Here is an 18,131-nt window from a genome sequence, read left to right on the forward strand (position 1 = left end):
TGCTTTTGTTGTGTAGCAATGTTTTCAGCTTTTTAGTATATTAATTTAGCATACTAAGTACTGAAGAGCCAAATTTATACAACTTATGTAACAGTTGAAATTGATTTAGAGTGGCGTAATAATCAACTAAAAATGATAGAAGATAATAAAAATACAAGCGCAGGTCTTTTTTATTCTTCTTTAGGCGTATTGTTAATTTCATTTTTTATACATGGTTCTAGTAGTCCAAATAAACAGCATTCTTCTAATTTCTTTATAGATATAATTTCGGGATTGAGTGTTATATCAACACCACTGTTAGGATTGACTTTTTGGGGTTATAATAGGCAAAAACATATATTTACTGAATTGAAAAATAATCAAGACTCTACTTGAAGATATCTTTTCAACTGTGTAATACGCTTTTAATATTTACTCTGTGCCTGTTTTACTTGTATGTCGTCAAATATCTATTTGACGACATTCTTGCTCACAGTCTATTTCTAAAAATAGAATAATTTCATAGTTAAATCTCTTCTTAATTAGGGAATTCTAATTGGAGTAATTTCGACTACACTTCTCTATTTACTTAGATGTTTTTCAGTACTCTTTCCTTATCCGGTTGCAAATAATGCTTAATAAGAGTGTCTACACTGTTACCACAACTATCAGCTAATAATCCCAAATCAGCACCATTGTTAGCTTGAATACTAATAAAAGTATGTCTAGTAGAGTAGGGTTTAAGATAACCGTGTATTAATCCTTGAGTAGCGAGTCTACTAACAACCCCAGGATAACTATAAGCCTTTCCGTCCTCATTTACACGGTTATTATGGTTCCAAGCTACTCTAATCTTAGGTGAGTCATAGTATTTGCCTTTGTTACTAAAAACTAATTCATTATCATTTTCTGTTTTTTCTTTTAAAATTTTTAATAGATTAATTAATCTATTCATGCCTTTCATTTTAAACCATCTAATTACTTCCGTTTTAGTGGTTTTAGTTTTCTTCAATGAATAAGAATAACTTTCACCAAAAATTATCCATCCTGAATCAAATTTAATATCTTTCCATCTAAGTGCGAATGCTTCGCCGTGCCTACATCCAGTAAGGAATAAGAATTCAATCAAATTCGCAACTTCTCTCTCGTGTTTTTTATTTGATTCATAAAATGCATTGATAATTATATCTCTCTCTTCCAAGGTATAAGCCTTGTAATCTTCTTCTTGTAACTGTTGTGATTTTTTAGGCAGTAGATAAGATTCTTTAATCTCGTTAAAATAATCTCGGTTTATTCCTAAGTTATTGTTAATTGCCCATAAGGAAAGAGAAGACAACGCACCGTACAAAGTTTTTATTAAGTGCTTGCCAGTTTTTTTTGCATTCAATGTATTAATAATTAAACTTGCTGTTTCTTCTCCAAACTCTTGATCTAAAAAAGGTGTTAGCAATGCAGTGTAAGTAGTTTGGTATAGTGTCCTATGTGTTGACTCAGCAATTTGTTGTGTTTGCAGCTTCCAAGCGATATATTTAATCCACAATTCTCCTAATGTAGGTAATGCTCTCGCGGTCGGTAACTGAGTAACTGTAGCTAGCATCGGCTTGATATCCAGATACTTAGCCAGGGTAGGGTCAAATAATCCTCCGTCTGGATAATCGATGTCAGCTTGTATCCGCCTAGCTATGCTATCAGCCCATTGTTTGTTTTCTGGGGTATCATTTCTGCCTAACCCTTTATAAGCTTGACGTTTACCGTAGAACTCCTGACTCACCCTAGTACTGAACTGGAGGCGGAGAGAACCTTTGTCAACTCCTACGTTTACGTCAGCTAATCGGTTAGAACCCTTGGTGTTTGGACTTTTTGAGTGCATCTAGTAAAATTCTAGTAATTTTTATTGTTTCAGTTCTTGAATAACTGCTTAAATACTAGAATACTTATGAGTACCATTACACGTTTTGGTGTAATCATATGTCTTTTTTAAGGCCTATTGATATTAAAGTTCTAGGTTGTACCTGTGCAAAAGTCAAAGGAACAATTTTCACTTTATTAAGATCAGATTTTCCTGAAAACGCCAATATTATTAAGCATAAGTATTGGATCAAGCAAATACCGTAACTTAACTAATGAGGTCTTTGCTTTACTTGGCGTATCCTGGAAATGGCATACTGAATCAATGTGTCAGTTAATGCTTGTGTGTGCCAGCGACATCCGGCAATTAATACAGTGAAAGCAAATGACTAAATCTCCCCATCAAGATATTCACTCCCCCTCCCCTATCCGCAAGCGTCTGTGGTTGCTGGTGTTGAGTCGGGGTAGCATTGCCTTGAGTGGACTTTTACTGTTAGGAGTTATCATCGGTATTTGGCGGTTGTGGACTTTTGTCCAAACAGAGTTAACGCCGTTGGCACAACAAAGTCTGACTACTACACTCAACCGTCCGGTAAAACTGGGAAAAGTCACACAATTTTCGTTAACGGGAGTGCAGTTTGGCGCTTCAGCTATCCCAGCCACACCTACAGATCCAGATCGGGCGACAGTAGAATCCGTGGAGGTGGGTTTTAACCCGTTACAACTAATCTTTAACCGCCATCTAAAGCTAGATGTAACCTTAGTCAACCCAGATATTTACATTCAACAGGATGAGCAAGGGCGCTGGGTTTCCACTAGCATAGCGTCGTCAGGTGGAGGCGGTGCAATTAAAACTGATTTGGACTACTTGCGGTTTCGTAATGCCAAGCTGGCATTGATGCCGCAGGAGAGAGGAAGGGAGGTAGGGGGAGCAGGGGAGGAAATATCTTCCGCGTCTACCACCTCTCCCGTAACATTTTCTCAACTTAATGGTTCTGCCCAACTTTTAGCAAACAACCAGTTAATCCGGTTTGAAGTGGGGGGGCAAGCAGACAGTGGTGGCAATATTTCCATTCAGGGAGAGACACGTTCTAAGGTGCTAGCGGGCAACTTTCAGGTGCAAGCACAAGATTTGCTGGCTGCGGATATTACTCGGTTGATTAAGTTACCAGTGAACTTACAGGCGGGTCGAGCCAATGGCGACTTGTTAATTCGGTTGACACCAGGACAGCAGACTTTATTGTATGGCAATGCGGCTGTGCAAGGGGTAACACTTCAAATACCCAAAGTCCCGCAGCTGTTGAGCAATAGCCAAGGAAACCTCCGTTTTCAGGGAACAGAGTTGCAGTTAAACAATGTTACTACCAACTACGGCAAAATTCCTGTAGTGGCTACGGGAATCATCGACACTCAAGCAGGCTTTAAATTGGCAGGGCGTGTAAATGCGGTGAGTTTGGCTAATGCCCAGGAGACGCTCAAGGTAAAACTACCTATACCGATCGCTGGACAAGTACAAGCAGATTTGCAGATTACCGGATCGACTAAAGAGCCAATTCTCTCAGGCTCAGTTGCGACGATTCAAACTGCCCGCATTGATAAAGTTGATTTCAATAGCATCAGTAGTAAATTTGAGCTTGTTACTAGTTCTAGTTCCTCTTTAATTACCCTAAAAGATATTCAAGGTAAAGCCAAAATTGGTGGTGATATCACAGGCGCTGGCACAATTCAACTTGGTAAAACGCCGCGACTGGATTTAAATTTCGCTGCCAAGAATGTTCCAGGGGATGCGATCGCCAAAGTTTATGAAACAACACCTGCGTTCCAAATCGGCAATGTCTCAGGTACAGCCCAATTAACTGGCGCTCCTACCAATGTCCAAACTTTGGTACAGTTTCAAGCCCCTAACGGAACTTACCCTGGAACTGGTGAAGTTGCGATCGCTCCAAATCGCAATGTCTCTTTCCGTAATGTGGCTCTTAATGTTAGTGGTGGAACAGTTCGGGCAACGGGTAGTTATCTTAATGAGCGTTGGCAAGCTGTGGCTGTTGCCTCTGGTGTAAAATTAGAACCATTTGTAGACAAAAGCCAACTGCAAAATGTCTCTTTGGCGGACGCACAGTTCAATGGTCGTCTCATCCTCTCAGGCAACACAGCACCATTTAAAATTGCCACGATTCGCACTGATGGCGCAGGAGTCCAAATTGGTGGCGGCATGGTTGCAGTTTCTAATGTCCAATTGCAAGACCAAAGCTTCTCTGCTCAACTTGTAGCTAATGGTGTGCGGTTAGGGCAAATATTAAAACAGTCTCCCCCAGCTTTAAATAATCCTTTGGCGGGTACGTTCCAAATCGCAGGTGACAGAGATAATTTCAGCCTGAAAACTCTCCGTGGCAATGGTGAGGGTAGCCTTGCTATTGGCGGTGGTAAGGTTACAGCTAAAAATATCCAAGTGGCTAATGGTGTCTATCAGGCACAAGTTCAGGCTAAAAATGTTCCTGTGCAGCGATTGGCAAAAGTACCAAAGCAGTTTCAAGGGGCGTTAACTGGTCAGTTCGATGTAGCGGGTTCTGTTGATTCTTTTAAACCGCAGACTATTCAAGCCAGTGGTCAGGCACGGATAAATGTTGCGGGTGGAACTATTACGGCCTCTAATATCCAACTTGCTAATGGTGTCTATCAGGCGCAAGTTCAGGCTAAGAATGTTCCTGTGCTGCAATTGGCAAAAGTACCACCGCAATTTAAAGGGACGTTAACTGGTCAAGTAAACGTAGCGGGTTCTGTTGAATCCTTCCAACCTAAAGCTATCCAAGCCAGTGGTCAGGCGCGGGTAAATGTTGCGGGTGGGACGATTACAGCCTCTAATATCCAAGTGGCTAATGGTGTATACCAGGCACAAGTTCAGGCAAATAATGTACCTTTGCAGCAGTTGGCAGCAGTACCACCGCAGCTACGAGGGACGTTAACTGGTCAAGCAAATGTGGCGGGTTCTGTTGAATCCTTCCAACCGCAAACTATCCAAGCTAGTGGTCAAGGACGGCTGGATGTTGCAGGTGGAACGATCGCAGCTTCTAATATCCAATTGGCTAATGGTCGCTATCAAGCTGTAGTTAATGCTGACGGCGTGGAGTTAAATCGATTCAATCAGCAATTGCGGGGTCAATTTGGCGGTCAGTTACAATTAGCTGGCACTGTCGGCTCATCCAAATTAGCGGATGTGCGTGCTGCTGGACAGGTGCAATTATCCCAAGGTATCCCTGGTTTGGAGCAACCCCTGACGGCTGCGATCGCTTGGAGTGGTGAAAGGCTGACCATTGAGCGAGCAACTGCTCCCGGTTTAAGTGTGACTGGTAACATATTAGCCAATGCAAAAAAGGCAGGCATACCGGAAATTACTGCCTTAAATCTCAACGTCCAAGCGCAGAATTACAACTTAAAACAGTTACCGATCAATCTTCCTAATCAGGTTGCTGTGGCGGGTAGAGTCGATTTTAATGGACAAGTCACTGGTAAGCTGCCCTTGCCAAATGTGGTAGGTCAAATTAATTTACGAGACTTAGTTGTTCAAGATATTGCTTTTGAGCCGTTGCTAACTGGAAACATTGATTCAGCCCAGGGACGCGGTTTAAATTTGAACTTGGCAGGAAATAGCGATCGCTTGGCCTTTAATTTAGATGCCAATAATCGCCCGAAATCCTTCTTAGTAAAATGGCAGGAAGCATCAGCCACAGGTAACGTTCAAGGGAATGACTGGGCGCTAAAAGTTGCAAATTTCCCCTTACAAATATTGAATTTGACTCCGCCACCAATTACTCGATTGGGCGCTGGTAAGATAGCTGGGTTGTTAACTGGGGATTTGCTGTTTAATCAGCAGACATTGGCAGCAACGGGGAATTTAGCGATCGCTAATCCGCAAATTGGCCGGCTTCACGGCGATCGAATAGCTGCTCAATTCCGCTACAGTGATGGCAAAGGCACACTTACCAACAGCGAATTTGTCAAAGGTAAAAGTAGCTACGCCCTTGTCGGTACGTTTGCCCAAAGCTCTAAAGGGCCTCAACTACAAGGTAAACTGAAGGTCAGCCAAGGAGAGATCCAAGATGTTTTGGCTTTAACACAGATATTTGATTTACAAAATTTGCCAGGTGGTTCAGCAGCAATCTACGGCACAGCAGAGGATCTAGCCACTACCCCCCAAGGAGTACCAAATCAACCTTTATTAACCCAAATCCAACGGTTTTCTGAAATTGAAACTTTGGTAGCAGAACAGCAAGAACAGCGACTTAACTCCACTCCAATACCAGATTTGGCAGACTTAAAGGGAACTTTCAACGGGGAAGTGGCTGTAAATACAGCTACAGCCAATGGATTATCAGTGGATTTTAATTTGAATGGACAAAACTTTGCTTGGGGTAAAAAGGAAGAACGAAATCGTTTTTATACTGCTGACAAAGTGATTGCCGAAGGCAACTTTGAAAACGGTGTTTTGAGTTTGCGACCTTTACGAATCGAATCTCAAAACAGGTTGATTGCCTTTACGGGTAACGTTGGCGGTGATGAACAATCTGGCCAGTTGCGGGTGAATAATTTTCCGGTGCAACTACTGAATAATGTTGTCAAACTGCCAGTTGGAATTACAGGGAATCTTAACGGTACAGCAGCTTTAGCAGGTAGCATTGCTAATCCCCAAGCTAGAGGGGAATTGCAAATTACAGACGGATTATTGAATCAGAAAGCAATAGAATCAGCAAGGGCAAGTTTCAGCTATGCCAACGGACGCTTAAACTTTGGTAGTACTGTAGCAGTTGCAGGGCCAAAACCTGTTGATATTACTGGCAGTATCCCTTATAAATTGCCTTTTGCAACCGTTGCACCAGACAGTGAGCAAATCAGTTTGGATGTGAAATTAGAAAACGAGGGATTGGGACTGTTAAATGCATTGACGAATCAAGTGGTTTTTGAAAAAGGTGAAGGAGAAGTAGACCTTAAGGTACGCGGAACATTGCAAAAACCCCAAGTTGAGGGAATTGCTACTGTTAATAATGCTACTTTTTCAGCTCAGGCATTACCAGGTAAGCTGAGACGTGTCACAGGTAAAGTACTGTTTAATTTTGACAGTATCTTAGTAGAAAATCTTCAGGGTAGATTTAGCCGTGGGAAGGTGGAGGTTGCTGGAGAAATTCCCATTTTCAACAATCAGAACGTGAGTATCACCAATCCCCTAACTGTTAATCTCGATCAGTTAGCCTTAAATCTCAAGGGACTTTACCAAGGAGGCGCTAGCGGCAATTTGCAGATTACTGGTTCTGCCCTTAACCCAGCGATTGGCGGTAAAGTAAGTTTATTTGACGGTCAGGTATTGCTGGCAGAATCTACCGATGCGACTTCATCTGCAAATAGTAGTCTCGGTGTATCACCCACAAAAGATAACAAGCAGAGTAAAGATGAAATTGGGAATGGCAAGGGAAATGCGTTGGCTCAAGGCTTGCCATCAGGTATCGCTAGATTTAATAATCTAGATTTAGAACTCGGTAAAAATGTCCAAATTACCCGTCCCCCTATTCTCAACTTCCGCGCCACTGGTAATCTCATCGTTAACGGCTCGATCAATCAGCCCGTACCCAATGGTACTATCCAGTTAGAACAAGGAGGGGTGAATTTATTTACTACCCAATTTAACCTTGCTCGTGGTTATAAACACACCGCAACTTTTAGTCCCTCTGAACCCCGCGACCCCAACTTAGATATTCGCCTATTTGCCAAAGTACTCGACGTAACTCAAAGTAATGACTTCGGTAAAGTAAATTCCACAGGTTTATCAGCCTTAGAGAGTGTTCGAGTCGAAGCCACTATCAACGGTCTAGCCAGCAAACTCAATGAAAATTTAGAATTAACAAGTAGTCCGTCACGTAGTCAAACCGAAATTGTTGCTCTTTTAGGAGGTGGATTTGTAGACACCCAAGGACGTGGTGACAGTACTTTGGGACTGATTAACATTGCAGGTTCGGCTGTGTTCAATAATTTTCAGTCTGCTTTTAACCAGATTGGGAGTACCTTTGGTTTAAGTGAACTACGGATATTCCCTACCGTTATTTCTGAGAATCCCGAAGCTGGAAGAAGTAGTTCAACTTTGGAATTAGCAGCCGAGGCTGGGGTCGATATTTCTACTAAAATATCTGTTTCCAGTATTAAGATTTTGACAACAAATGATCCCTTCCAATGGGGTGTTAATTACCGGATAAACGATGAATTTCGTGTGCGTGCTTCCACTAATTTAACTGATGATAGTCGTGCAGTAGTGGAGTATCAAACGCGGTTTTAAATTATGTATTTTATCGTGCAGACTTACTTGTCATTAGAATTCATTTCGGAAACTAATTAATCCTTATCTGGCTTTTTTATCACTTTTTCAGCAAGCCATAATTGGATAATACAATCATCATTAATTACTAAAATTTCTGCTTGGGAATTAGATATTTGAGCCATATTTTATAGAGATTAATGGTCTGCTAACCTAACTTGATTTCCCGTAGGGGCAATTCATGTAGATGGAAAACGCCTTCTACTCTACGAGTTCTCCAACGGAGTACCCGCAGGGTATTGTCCCTATATTTCGTACTTGCTGCGTAAGTCCTACTTTAAGAAGAATAAAGGCTTTGAAGAGCCGTAATGACATTTTTATATTCACTCTCTAGATGATTAATCAGCCCAGAGATTTGATCTAATGATTGAGTTATCGCAGCATTTTCTAAGGTTTCACAGATATTGCCCAGCTTAACAGCACCAATACTAACACTGGGCGATCGCAAAGCATGAGCTGCTTTTTGCAACTTTGATCGGTCTTCAGCAGCAATAGCCTCTTTAATTGTCTGTATTCTAATAGGAGTATCTTCTAAGTAAATTTGGATTAGTTCAGCAACTAGCTGTTCACCATCACTGCCTCCCATGTTTTGTAGTTCTTGCAGAAAACGTCGGTCAATTGCCTCTTGTAGATCGGAATTTGAGGATTTAGAGAGTAATGCAGATTCAGATAAATCAATCAGATCGGGAGACTCTGAATCTTGACATTGCTGAATATCAAACTTTTTCAGAACCGCTTCGAGCGCCTCAATGCGAATCGGCTTACTAATATAATCATCCATCCCTACCCTTAAGCACTCCTGACGATCTTCCAGGCGAGCATGAGCAGTCATTGCAGTTATCCAGGGTTGAACATTAGGAGAGAATTCTTGACGAATCCGAATAGTTGTTTCCCAGCCATCCATTTCCGGCATTTGGATGTCCATAAACACAATATCGTAGCGTTGCCGTTGCAAGGCTTCTAGAGCTTCACACCCATTATTAGCCACATCCGCTCGAAAACCCAACCGTTGCAGCATCTTGAGAGCAATTTTCTGGTTTACCAACACATCCTCAACTAAGAGAATCTTGAGTGGCAAAGTTTGGGCAAGCTGGACATCAATTGTTGGGAGATTTGGTGTAGGCAAACGGGAGTAAGAAGCAATGCTAATTTTAGAATCAACTCGTTGGGTAGACCAACTACCACGCACAATTTGTAAGAGTGTATTGTGTAACTGGTACTGTCGCACAGGTTTATGCAAAAAGGCAGTAAATTCAGAGGCTACCTGCCTTACCTCTAAAGTTTGCTTGCCTTTAAAACTCAACATCACCAAAGGTAAACCTTGCTGTCTTGGTATAGCCCGGATTTGAGCCGTCAGATCGAGGATATTCAGATGGGGGCTATCGATATCCAATATAATTACGTCAAAGGGATGTTGTTGTATTAAGCACGGGACGACAGCACTTAATTCTACAGGTTGGACATTTACTCCCCATCTCTGAAGTTTCCAGGTTAAGCATTTCCTCAAATTGATGTTATCTACTGCCAAGAGTAATTTCTTGCCGACAAGCTCTGGATAAGTACTCAAAGAATTATCAATGGCAGAAGGATCAACTTGTAGCATAAGTGTGAAATAGAAGGTAGAACCTTTAACAGTTCCACTTTCGACCCACATTCTGCCCCCCATAATTTCGCTCAGGCGCTTGCTGATCGCTAATCCTAAGCCAGTACCGCCATAACGTCGAGTCATGGAGGCATCGACCTGACTAAAGGGCTTAAACAGTCTATCTAGGCGATCGCTAGGTATACCAATACCTGTATCGCTGACCGCAAATAGAAATTCGTAATATACGTGATCGGCAGTTGTGGCTTCCTGCTTGAGAACTTGCTGCTGTACAGTGATCGTGACAACGACTTCTCCAGCATTCGTGAACTTGACAGCATTGCTCACTAAATTCCAGAGAATCTGACGCAAACGGGTAATATCACCAATGATCAGAGTTGGTATGTGCGGTTGCAATTCATACATCAGTTCGATGCCTTTCAAAGCTGCTTGCGGAGCGAGCAAATCTAGGGCTTCTTCCACACAAACTTGCAAGTCAAAGGGTTGTTCTTCCAACTCTAAATTGCCAGACTCAATCTTAGAAAAGTCGAGAATATCATTGATAATAGTCAACAAGGCATCGCCACTGTTACGGATAGTCTCTACATAATCCAGTTGCTCAGGTTTAAGAGAAGTATCCAAAAGTAATCCAGTCATGCCGATGACCGCATTCATCGGAGTACGAATTTCATGGCTCATCGTGGCGAGGAAATTACTCTTGGCCATATTGGCAGCCTCGGCTGCTTGCTTGGCAAAGTTAAGCTCTTCATTTTGCTGTGCTAGCAAATCGGCTTGACGGGTTTCCTTAGCCAACAATTGTGCTTGGGTGAGGGCAATACCCATTTGATCTGCTAGATGTTTGAGGAGATCCATTTCTAATTCAGTCCATTGCCTGGGGCGATTGTGCTGATGGAGAATTAATAATCCCCACAAATCTTTCCGCACCAAAATTGGTACGATCAGATTAGCTTTCACCTGACACTGCTCAATTTGGCAGGGTTTAAATCCTGTTAGCCCTAAATCTGAAATGGCTGTAATCTGTCCGTCACGATACAAATCTAAGTATCGATCCTGAAGACAAACATCACAGATATCCTTGTTTAAAATCACTGACCATTCTGGGACTACTGCTTCCTGAACAACTTCACCAGAACCATCAGATTTAATTTGGAAAATTAAAACGCGATCGGCTTGCAAAATACGCTGAACTTCCGTTACTGTTGTCTGGAGAATTTTTTCCAGTTGCAAGGACTGACGAATTTCTTCAGTAATTTGCTTGAGAAGAAGAGCGCGTTGATACTGCTCCTGTAAAGCTTCTTCTGCCTTTTTGCGTTCGGTAATATCTAAATGAGTCCCGACTATTCTCAAGAATTTTCCTTGGGAGTCACGGTTTACCAACTTACCGCGATCCAAAATCCACTTCCATTTTCCTGATTTTGTGAGAAAGCGTGCTTGCACCTCATAGAAAGGTGTCTTACCCCTGAGGTGAGCTATCAGCCGTTGTTGCACCAACCGTCGGTCTTCTGGATGGATCAACTTATTAATAATTTTAATATTGTCTTCCAGTTCCTCTGGGTCATAACCCAGCATTGTGTACCAGCGTGGGCTACGATAAACTTCTCCAGTTGCTAAATTCCAGTCCCAAAGCCCTTCGTCTACTGCATCCAGCGCCAATTTTAACTGCTCTTCACTCGATCTCAGGGCATTTTCTGATTGTTTCCTGAGGGTAATATCACGATATTTCCACAAATGACCATAAAATTTCTGATCAACCACAATCGGTACATAGTCTTGTTCAAAGATTCGTCCATCTTGAAGTTGCCATTCCTGATTGAGAACTATTTGTCCTTGGCTCAATATCTTATCTAAGCGCTGGATAAATCGTTCTGGCTCAACAAAAAGTTGTTTACTCATTTGGGATGCTTCCTGACAATCCAGTCCATGTAAAGCTTCTGGAGCAAGGTGAATACCAAATAGATTGCAGAACTCTTGATTTGCCAGAACAAGGTGTCGGTTCTCGTCTTCTAGCAAAATACCAACCTGTAAACTTTCAATCAGCTTTGTCAATCGAGAGGCTGTGGTTCTTAATTCTACCCGTTGTTCTGTGAGTTTCGCAGTTAGTTTTTTGGCATCTGCTAAAGCTGAATTCTTAGCTTGTAAGAGAAACAGATAATCTGAAACTGAATCATATAAAGGAAAATCATCAATGCTTAGTTCTAGCTTTTTTAGAGCGGTAATATCAGTAATCCAGGGAGAGCCAAGAAATACCAAATGATTGTCGTCCTCTACATACACTATCTGTCCCTTTAGCTGCATATCTTTGTGGTGGGATTGCAGGAGAAAGAGCGATCGCGTCTGCTGGCAAATGGCTTCAAAACTAACTGGACAGTTGGGGCGATTGATGCGGAAATGTTCTTCTAAGGAACTATTGAGGATGGTAATAGGTTCTAAAATGCGCTGAAGCACTTCACCCGCTTGGACAATCTTCATCTCTCGATCTATAACCAGATGGAAGGGAAACAATGCTGCAAATTGGTCAGCACTAAGACTGAATTGCTTTGACCCGATAGCATTATTATTTGTCATCAGACTGAGAATCTTTATATTTAATAGAGAATATATCGTGAGTATCTCCCTGTTCACGAAAACTAATTTGGGTAACATCCACCTTGGTGTCAAAGCGTTTTGCCAAGCCGTGGAGTAGACCAATCACCATTGGAGATAATCCTTGCCGAGTCGATTGGTAGTGAAGATCCATAGATTTATCACTGTTGTGTTCACACTCAAAAGATGGGGGACGAAGTTCCGAAAAACTCAAACCCACCCGAGCATGAAGGTTGTCAAGATTCTCTATAAACTGGGGTAAGGAGTTTCCAGCGCTGGCTAAAAGCTCTCCATAGCCTTCTTCGGCAGTATAAGTAAGCCAGTATTCTCCAAAGGCTTTCAGAATTTCGTGTGCAGGTATACTCAATACCTCACAAGCGGCTTCAACTAAGCAATAGGTAACATCGTCAGGATAACCATCCATACCAATAAAAAAGTCAATATCCTCAAGTGCAGCCTTTTGTTTAATGGTTTCCCAAGTATCCTCACCGTGGTATTTGCAAATCATATCTTGAATTGCTTTGTTAACTAGACCGTACATTCTCTTAGCTCCTATGTAACCAGAAAGTGGTAACTTACTTAGGCAAACTTTTGATATTAAAAGTATTTTTAATCAGACAAAAATTGAATATAGCCTATAATTAGTAATTTCTTAAAATTTATAACCTTCGTTCTTCTATTTGGTCTTCTGGTATAAATTATTTTTTTTAAAGAGTTGTCAAGTTTCCTTCTGTCGGTTCGCTGACTAATTGAAATATTTGTGTAACCCTTACTTTTTCGTAGTAAATTGCGATCGCCTATGGTGGGGTGTAGCCCATCGCGCTCTAAACAAGTATTTTACTCAAGTCAAATCCAGTATGGATTTCGCACCTTTTATCCTAAATTTGGTAGAAAATCTCAATTAGTCTTGATGCGCGTCGTTATGTGCGTTTAATAGACTGTTCAGATGGCAATTCAACAAGTATATTATGTCACTTTATTTTCCGCCACTATAATATTTATGCTGGAATTACTAAGATTCCGCACATACCTACAAAGGTAATTCAAGTCTGCCAACGTTTCGTAATTGAGCGCTGCACAATGCTTGTAGTCAATTCGTTGTCCTCAAGCACTGATAACAAAGAATGTAAATTTTTGTATCAAATTTCAATATTTCTGGAATTAAGTAAATATTCAGATTGTGATATTATCTCCACCTTCTTGATTGATAACTAATCGCAAAATTGATAACCCTAAAATTATCAAAAATAGCACTAAACCAATTGTGCAAGCATAGCTGATTTCTAAGTTACTAAAAGCTTGCTCATATAGGTAATAAACAATCGTTTTTGAGCTACTGAGTGGGCCCCCTTGGGTCATAATGTATACTTCTTCAAAAACTTTGGTTGCAGAAATAGCTGAAATCACCGCTACTAATGCTAAATATGGCTTCATCAAAGGTATGGTAATATCCCAATGTTTGCTAATACCATCGGAACCATCGATCGCAGCAGCTTCGTATACATCAGCAGGAATTGATTGCAACCCCGCTAAATAAATCACCATATAGTAGCCTAGTCCCTTCCACACGGTGACAGCCATAACGCTGGCAAGAGAAATTGGTATAATACCAAAAATTTTCGCTGGGCTAGTTAGCCAAGGAATACCTTCTGGAAAAAGCCCCAAAGTTTTTAAGAACTGATTCAGTAATCCGTTTTCTGCATACAGCCATTTCCAAGCTATTCCTGCAACCACCATTGAAATTACTACTGGGGTGTAGTAGGCTGCTCTAAACCAATTCATCCCCCGCAGTTTCTGATTTACCAAAATTGCCAGCAATAAGGGAGCAATTACCAAAATTGGGACTACGCCCACAAGATATAAAAAGGTATTTTCTAAGGTTTTCCAAAAAACTGCATCCTTCCAAAGTTTAAGAAAATTGGCTAAACCTATCCATTGTGGCGGCTGGGCGATATCTTCATAGCTAGTAAAGCTGAGGTAAAACGCTTGCAGCGCAGGCAAAAAGACTGTTAACCCCAAAAGAACCAAGGCGGGTAGTAAAAATAAATAGGGGGTAAGTCGCTGTTTGATGAATATCCAATTTTTAGGTGTTAATTGATTCATATAAGGTCTAATAGTTGTTTTCGCTTTGTCAGCAAGAATTTGGGGATGTGAGTAGATTTAAGCTTCAATATTCTAAAGGCATATATTTGCTTGCGTCGCTAATTCATAATTCAGAGATCAACTACGATGGAAACCCAGCACAACCCGCCAATTGAACATCAAAATGTCCCCATAAACCACCGTGGGCTACATGAATTTTTGTATAGTTCCGATGACGAACACACTGCCATTGAGGTGAGTATAACCCCTGAGCTGGCAAACAATGGTACTGAAATCATTGGTCTTGAGACTTGGAGTGCATCTGCTCAGAACGCTAAAATTGCTGGTGTTTACTCAGTATTAGATGCAGAACGCCTCGTGCAGTACATTGGCTATTCTCGGAATGTTTTGCTTTCCTTAAATAGTCATATCACCCAAAATGGTCAGGAAAAGTGTGCTTTTGTGCGCGTGCAAGCATTCAAGTTCCCGAAGCGTCAAGATATGGAAGATTTGCGAGATGCGTGGATAGCAGAACTCGAAACCACACCACCTGGTAATGCGTCCGAAAGCGAAATGTGGGCTAGTACAGTAGGCGAAGCTGCAAAGGCGGTAATGTCGGAGGCGGAACGTCAAGCTTATGAGGAGAAAAAGCTAAAACTGCGGAAAGCAATGGCTGACACAACCCTTTCTAAAGAGTCAGAAACAATAGATGCGAGTATAGCCGAACGTCAGCGTCAACTTGAAGCTGCTGTAACAAATGATGACTGGAGTGTAATTATCGACGCACAGACCCAAGAAACCAAATCTTAGGATGAGTGTTCAGTTTGCTCGTTATTTCCCTACTAGATAGCTCATCCCTTTACAGAATGGGCTATCCAAGTGTTTAGATGAATATTTTTGCTGACGCAGCTTTAGGGATCTATCTGAAGGTAGTTTTCTGTTTATCATCACTTTTTTCTATCGTTTTGAAAAATAACAATATTTGCTCCTATCGTTTAACCAGCGTAGATTAAAAGTCATCAGGATAAACACAGACAGAAATAACGCCAAGAGGTGCAACATGAATCCATTCAAAAAAGTATCGTCTAACAATGTTGATGCCAAAGTAGTTCAAAAACCTCAAGTTGTGGAGATACAACCAGCAGTCCAAAACACTTCCACTCAAGAACTGACTCGCGGACAACGCCTTGCTGATAAATTTGCAGCGCAAGTGGGTTCTTGGGGATTTCTCATTGGGCAAAGCACCGTTTTAGCCGGATGGGTTGGTATCAACTTAATGCCTGGGGTTCCCCACTGGGATGAATCACCGTTCATGATGCTTAATTTAGTGTTTTCATTTGCCTCAGCCTACACAGCACCCATCGTCTTGATGAGTCAAAATCGTCAGTCTGATACTGATCGGAAAAACTCCGAAATTGATCATCAGGTGAATTTAAGGGCTGGACAAAATATTGAACTTCTCCATGAAAAATTGGATGACTTACATACTCAGCAACTAAACGAACTAACCCAAATTGTCAAAGAACAGCAGCGAGTTCTTCATGAGCTTAAAGTAAGTCTAGTGAATGAATCTAAAGAGGTTAAAGAGATTAAAGAGTTTAAAGTGAGTGTATTGCCAGGAATATATGTCCAAAATGGCGCTCAATTACCCAAGCAAGTTATTGTTAATAAAGCTTTCAATTTTGATCAACCAATTGGTGACACTAACAAAGTTATTGATAAGTTAATCCGTCGATAAATATTTCAGATAAAGAAGGCATTTTTTAAGGGTACATGTGACTGACTTGCATCAAAAAAGTAATTGGCTCATAACGACACAGCAGAAATTGCACAAACTTGTAAACCCACAGGTGTGTGAATAATCACAGATTCCACACCAAATACTTGGGCGATCGCACTTGGTGTCAAAACTTCTTCAGGTTTGCCAACTTCCCAAAGATGACCTTGTTTTAATAAAGCAATGCGAGAACTATATCGTGCCGCTAGGTTTAGTTCGTGTAGAACGGTAACGATAGTTAATTCTTGCTGTTGATTCAGATTTTTCAGTAGTTCTAATAGTTGTAATTGATAGTTGATATCTAAGAAAGTTGTCGGTTCATCTAATAATAAAACTTTTGGTTCTTGCGCTAGTGCTAAAGCTAAAAAAGCGCGTTGTCTTTCACCACCCGAAAGTTCTTCAACTAAGCGATCGCTCAATTTTTCTAGTTGCGTCTTTTGAATTGCAGCTTCTACTTTCATCCAATCTTGGGTGTTTAATTCCCATTGCCACCAAGATTGATGTGGCGTGCGTCCTAAACTTACTAATTGTCGCACTGTTAAGCCCACGGGAACGGTTTGTTGTTGCGGTAATAATGCGAGTTTCTGTGCAACTAAATTTGGGGGTTGAGAATGAATTGCTTTGCCATCAAGTAGGACTGTTCCCTGGTGTGGGGAAAGAATACGACTCAGCAATTTTAATAAAGTAGATTTACCTGAACCATTAGCACCAACTAAACTCAACCATTCTCCTGTTTGCAGAGTGAGGTTAATGTCTTGAACAATTGGGACTGTGGTGTAACCGCCTGTTAGGTTTTGCAGTTCGAGTGGCATTTCAGCAATTTAACAATAAGAAACTTAATTTTAGAAGGTTTCCCCGATATCTGCATTAGAATTTACAAGTTTTGTGATCGCTAAACTTTCTGAATCATACCTGCTGCGATCGCTCCAAATCTTGTATTTAAGTATAATAGTGTATCACTAGGAACATCTACGTCAATGCTCCTAGATTACATCTTTTTGCTGAAGTGGAATTCTACTTATTGCCGCACAATAAGCCAAACCGAATTAACCCACGCTCATAACCGCGACGCATTAATCCCAGTGATAATGCCCCTTGGATGGTAGTCCAACCAGCATTTAGTAAACCCCAAAGCGCTTGGGGAGTGAATGCCGAATCAATTACCACATTCCAGAAAGGGGCGACAGCACTTGACCAATCAGCAGTGCGAATATTATGTAATGGTAGCTGACGTGCGATCGCTTCATACTCTGGCAAAGAAATCACATAAGGCAAACAATACACCCGATAAATATCCTGCAAGTGCTTTTCCTCATCTGCCGTTAATGGAGACTCATCAGTTGGTCGATGACACCAAGTCACCATAATTAACTTGCCGCCAGGCTTCAATACTCGATAACACTCCTGGAGAAACTTGGTTTTATCTGGCATGTGTTCGCCACTTTCCAGCGACCAAACCAAGTCAAAAGAATTGTCAGCAAAGGGCATTTCTTGAGCATTTGCGACTTGGAATTGTGTTCTCAGACTCAGATTAGCTTCTGAGGCGCGTTCCGTTGCTCTTGCAGCTTGTACAGGACTCAATGTAATCCCTGTAGCCTTAGCATTAAACTTTTGTGCTAGGTATAAAGAACTACCACCGATACCGCAACCTACATCTAAGATATTTTCTGCTGCTTCTACCTTTGCCCAATTGAGCAATTCTTCGATTAAATCAATTTGAGCCTGACGACGGTCTTTTTTCTGGCTACCATCAGCGCCGTAATAGCCGTGGTGCATGTGTTCGCCCCATATCTGTTCCCACAGACCAGATGAAGCATCGTAAAATTGCTGAATTTGTTGGTAAAGTGTTGCACTCATGAAAAAGTAGTATTGAGACGAAGTAGAATTCAAAAAAACATACT

10 protein-coding genes are annotated in these 18,131 nt (G+C 41.3%); 4 read left to right on the forward strand and 6 right to left on the reverse strand.

Annotated features, from left to right (window positions below):
• The first annotated feature begins 132 nt into the window (after positions 1-132).
• Positions 133-375: a hypothetical protein gene (locus tag ACFFRD_RS11540; RefSeq protein ID WP_392481559.1), complete on the forward strand. Its 243-nt coding sequence runs from the start codon at positions 133-135 to the stop codon at positions 373-375.
• Positions 376-568: 193 nt separating this feature from the next.
• Here the strand turns inward: ACFFRD_RS11540 and ACFFRD_RS11545 are convergent, their stop codons facing one another.
• A complete protein-coding gene (locus ACFFRD_RS11545; protein WP_392481560.1) occupies positions 569-1,750 on the reverse strand; it encodes a tyrosine-type recombinase/integrase in 1,182 nt (393 codons plus the stop codon).
• A gap of 462 nt (positions 1,751-2,212) precedes the next feature.
• On the opposite strand from ACFFRD_RS11545, the gene ACFFRD_RS11550 reads away from it, so the two are divergent.
• A complete protein-coding gene (locus ACFFRD_RS11550) occupies positions 2,213-8,146 on the forward strand; it encodes a translocation/assembly module TamB domain-containing protein (protein WP_392481561.1) in 5,934 nt (1,977 codons plus the stop codon).
• 316 nt (positions 8,147-8,462) lie between these two features.
• Here ACFFRD_RS11550 and ACFFRD_RS11555 read toward each other — a convergent pair whose 3' ends face one another.
• From ACFFRD_RS11555 to ACFFRD_RS11565, 3 genes are all read right to left on the reverse strand, one after another.
• A complete protein-coding gene (locus ACFFRD_RS11555; RefSeq protein ID WP_392481562.1) occupies positions 8,463-12,353 on the reverse strand; it encodes a response regulator in 3,891 nt (1,296 codons plus the stop codon).
• Positions 12,343-12,912, reverse strand: coding sequence for a heme NO-binding domain-containing protein (locus ACFFRD_RS11560; protein ID WP_392481563.1), 570 nt, complete (start codon positions 12,910-12,912; stop codon positions 12,343-12,345). Before ACFFRD_RS11560 ends, ACFFRD_RS11555 begins: the two co-directional genes overlap by 11 nt.
• A gap of 632 nt (positions 12,913-13,544) precedes the next feature.
• Positions 13,545-14,474, reverse strand: coding sequence for a carbohydrate ABC transporter permease (locus ACFFRD_RS11565; protein WP_163931438.1), 930 nt, complete (start codon positions 14,472-14,474; stop codon positions 13,545-13,547).
• A 126-nt stretch (positions 14,475-14,600) separates the two neighbouring features.
• Between ACFFRD_RS11565 and ACFFRD_RS11570 the strand changes: the two genes are divergently transcribed.
• Positions 14,601-15,263 carry a GIY-YIG nuclease family protein gene (locus ACFFRD_RS11570; RefSeq protein ID WP_392481564.1) on the forward strand — a complete coding sequence of 221 codons (663 nt, stop codon included), beginning with the start codon at positions 14,601-14,603 and terminating at the stop codon, positions 15,261-15,263.
• A 250-nt stretch (positions 15,264-15,513) separates the two neighbouring features.
• Positions 15,514-16,191 carry a DUF1003 domain-containing protein gene (locus ACFFRD_RS11575; protein WP_392481565.1) on the forward strand — a complete coding sequence of 226 codons (678 nt, stop codon included), beginning with the start codon at positions 15,514-15,516 and terminating at the stop codon, positions 16,189-16,191.
• A gap of 68 nt (positions 16,192-16,259) precedes the next feature.
• Here ACFFRD_RS11575 and ACFFRD_RS11580 read toward each other — a convergent pair whose 3' ends face one another.
• Together ACFFRD_RS11580 and ACFFRD_RS11585 are read right to left on the reverse strand one after the other, a co-directional pair.
• Positions 16,260-17,042, reverse strand: a complete 783-nt coding sequence (locus tag ACFFRD_RS11580) for an ABC transporter ATP-binding protein (protein WP_392481566.1) — start codon at positions 17,040-17,042, stop codon at positions 16,260-16,262.
• A gap of 202 nt (positions 17,043-17,244) precedes the next feature.
• Complete coding sequence (locus tag ACFFRD_RS11585; protein WP_392481567.1) at positions 17,245-18,087, reverse strand: methyltransferase domain-containing protein; 843 nt, start codon at positions 18,085-18,087, stop codon at positions 17,245-17,247.
• Between the last annotated feature and the right edge of the window lie 44 nt (positions 18,088-18,131).

The organism is Nostoc sp. C110 (genome assembly GCF_043099725.1).
Lineage (GTDB): Bacteria > Cyanobacteriota > Cyanobacteriia > Cyanobacteriales > Nostocaceae > Nostoc > Nostoc muscorum_A.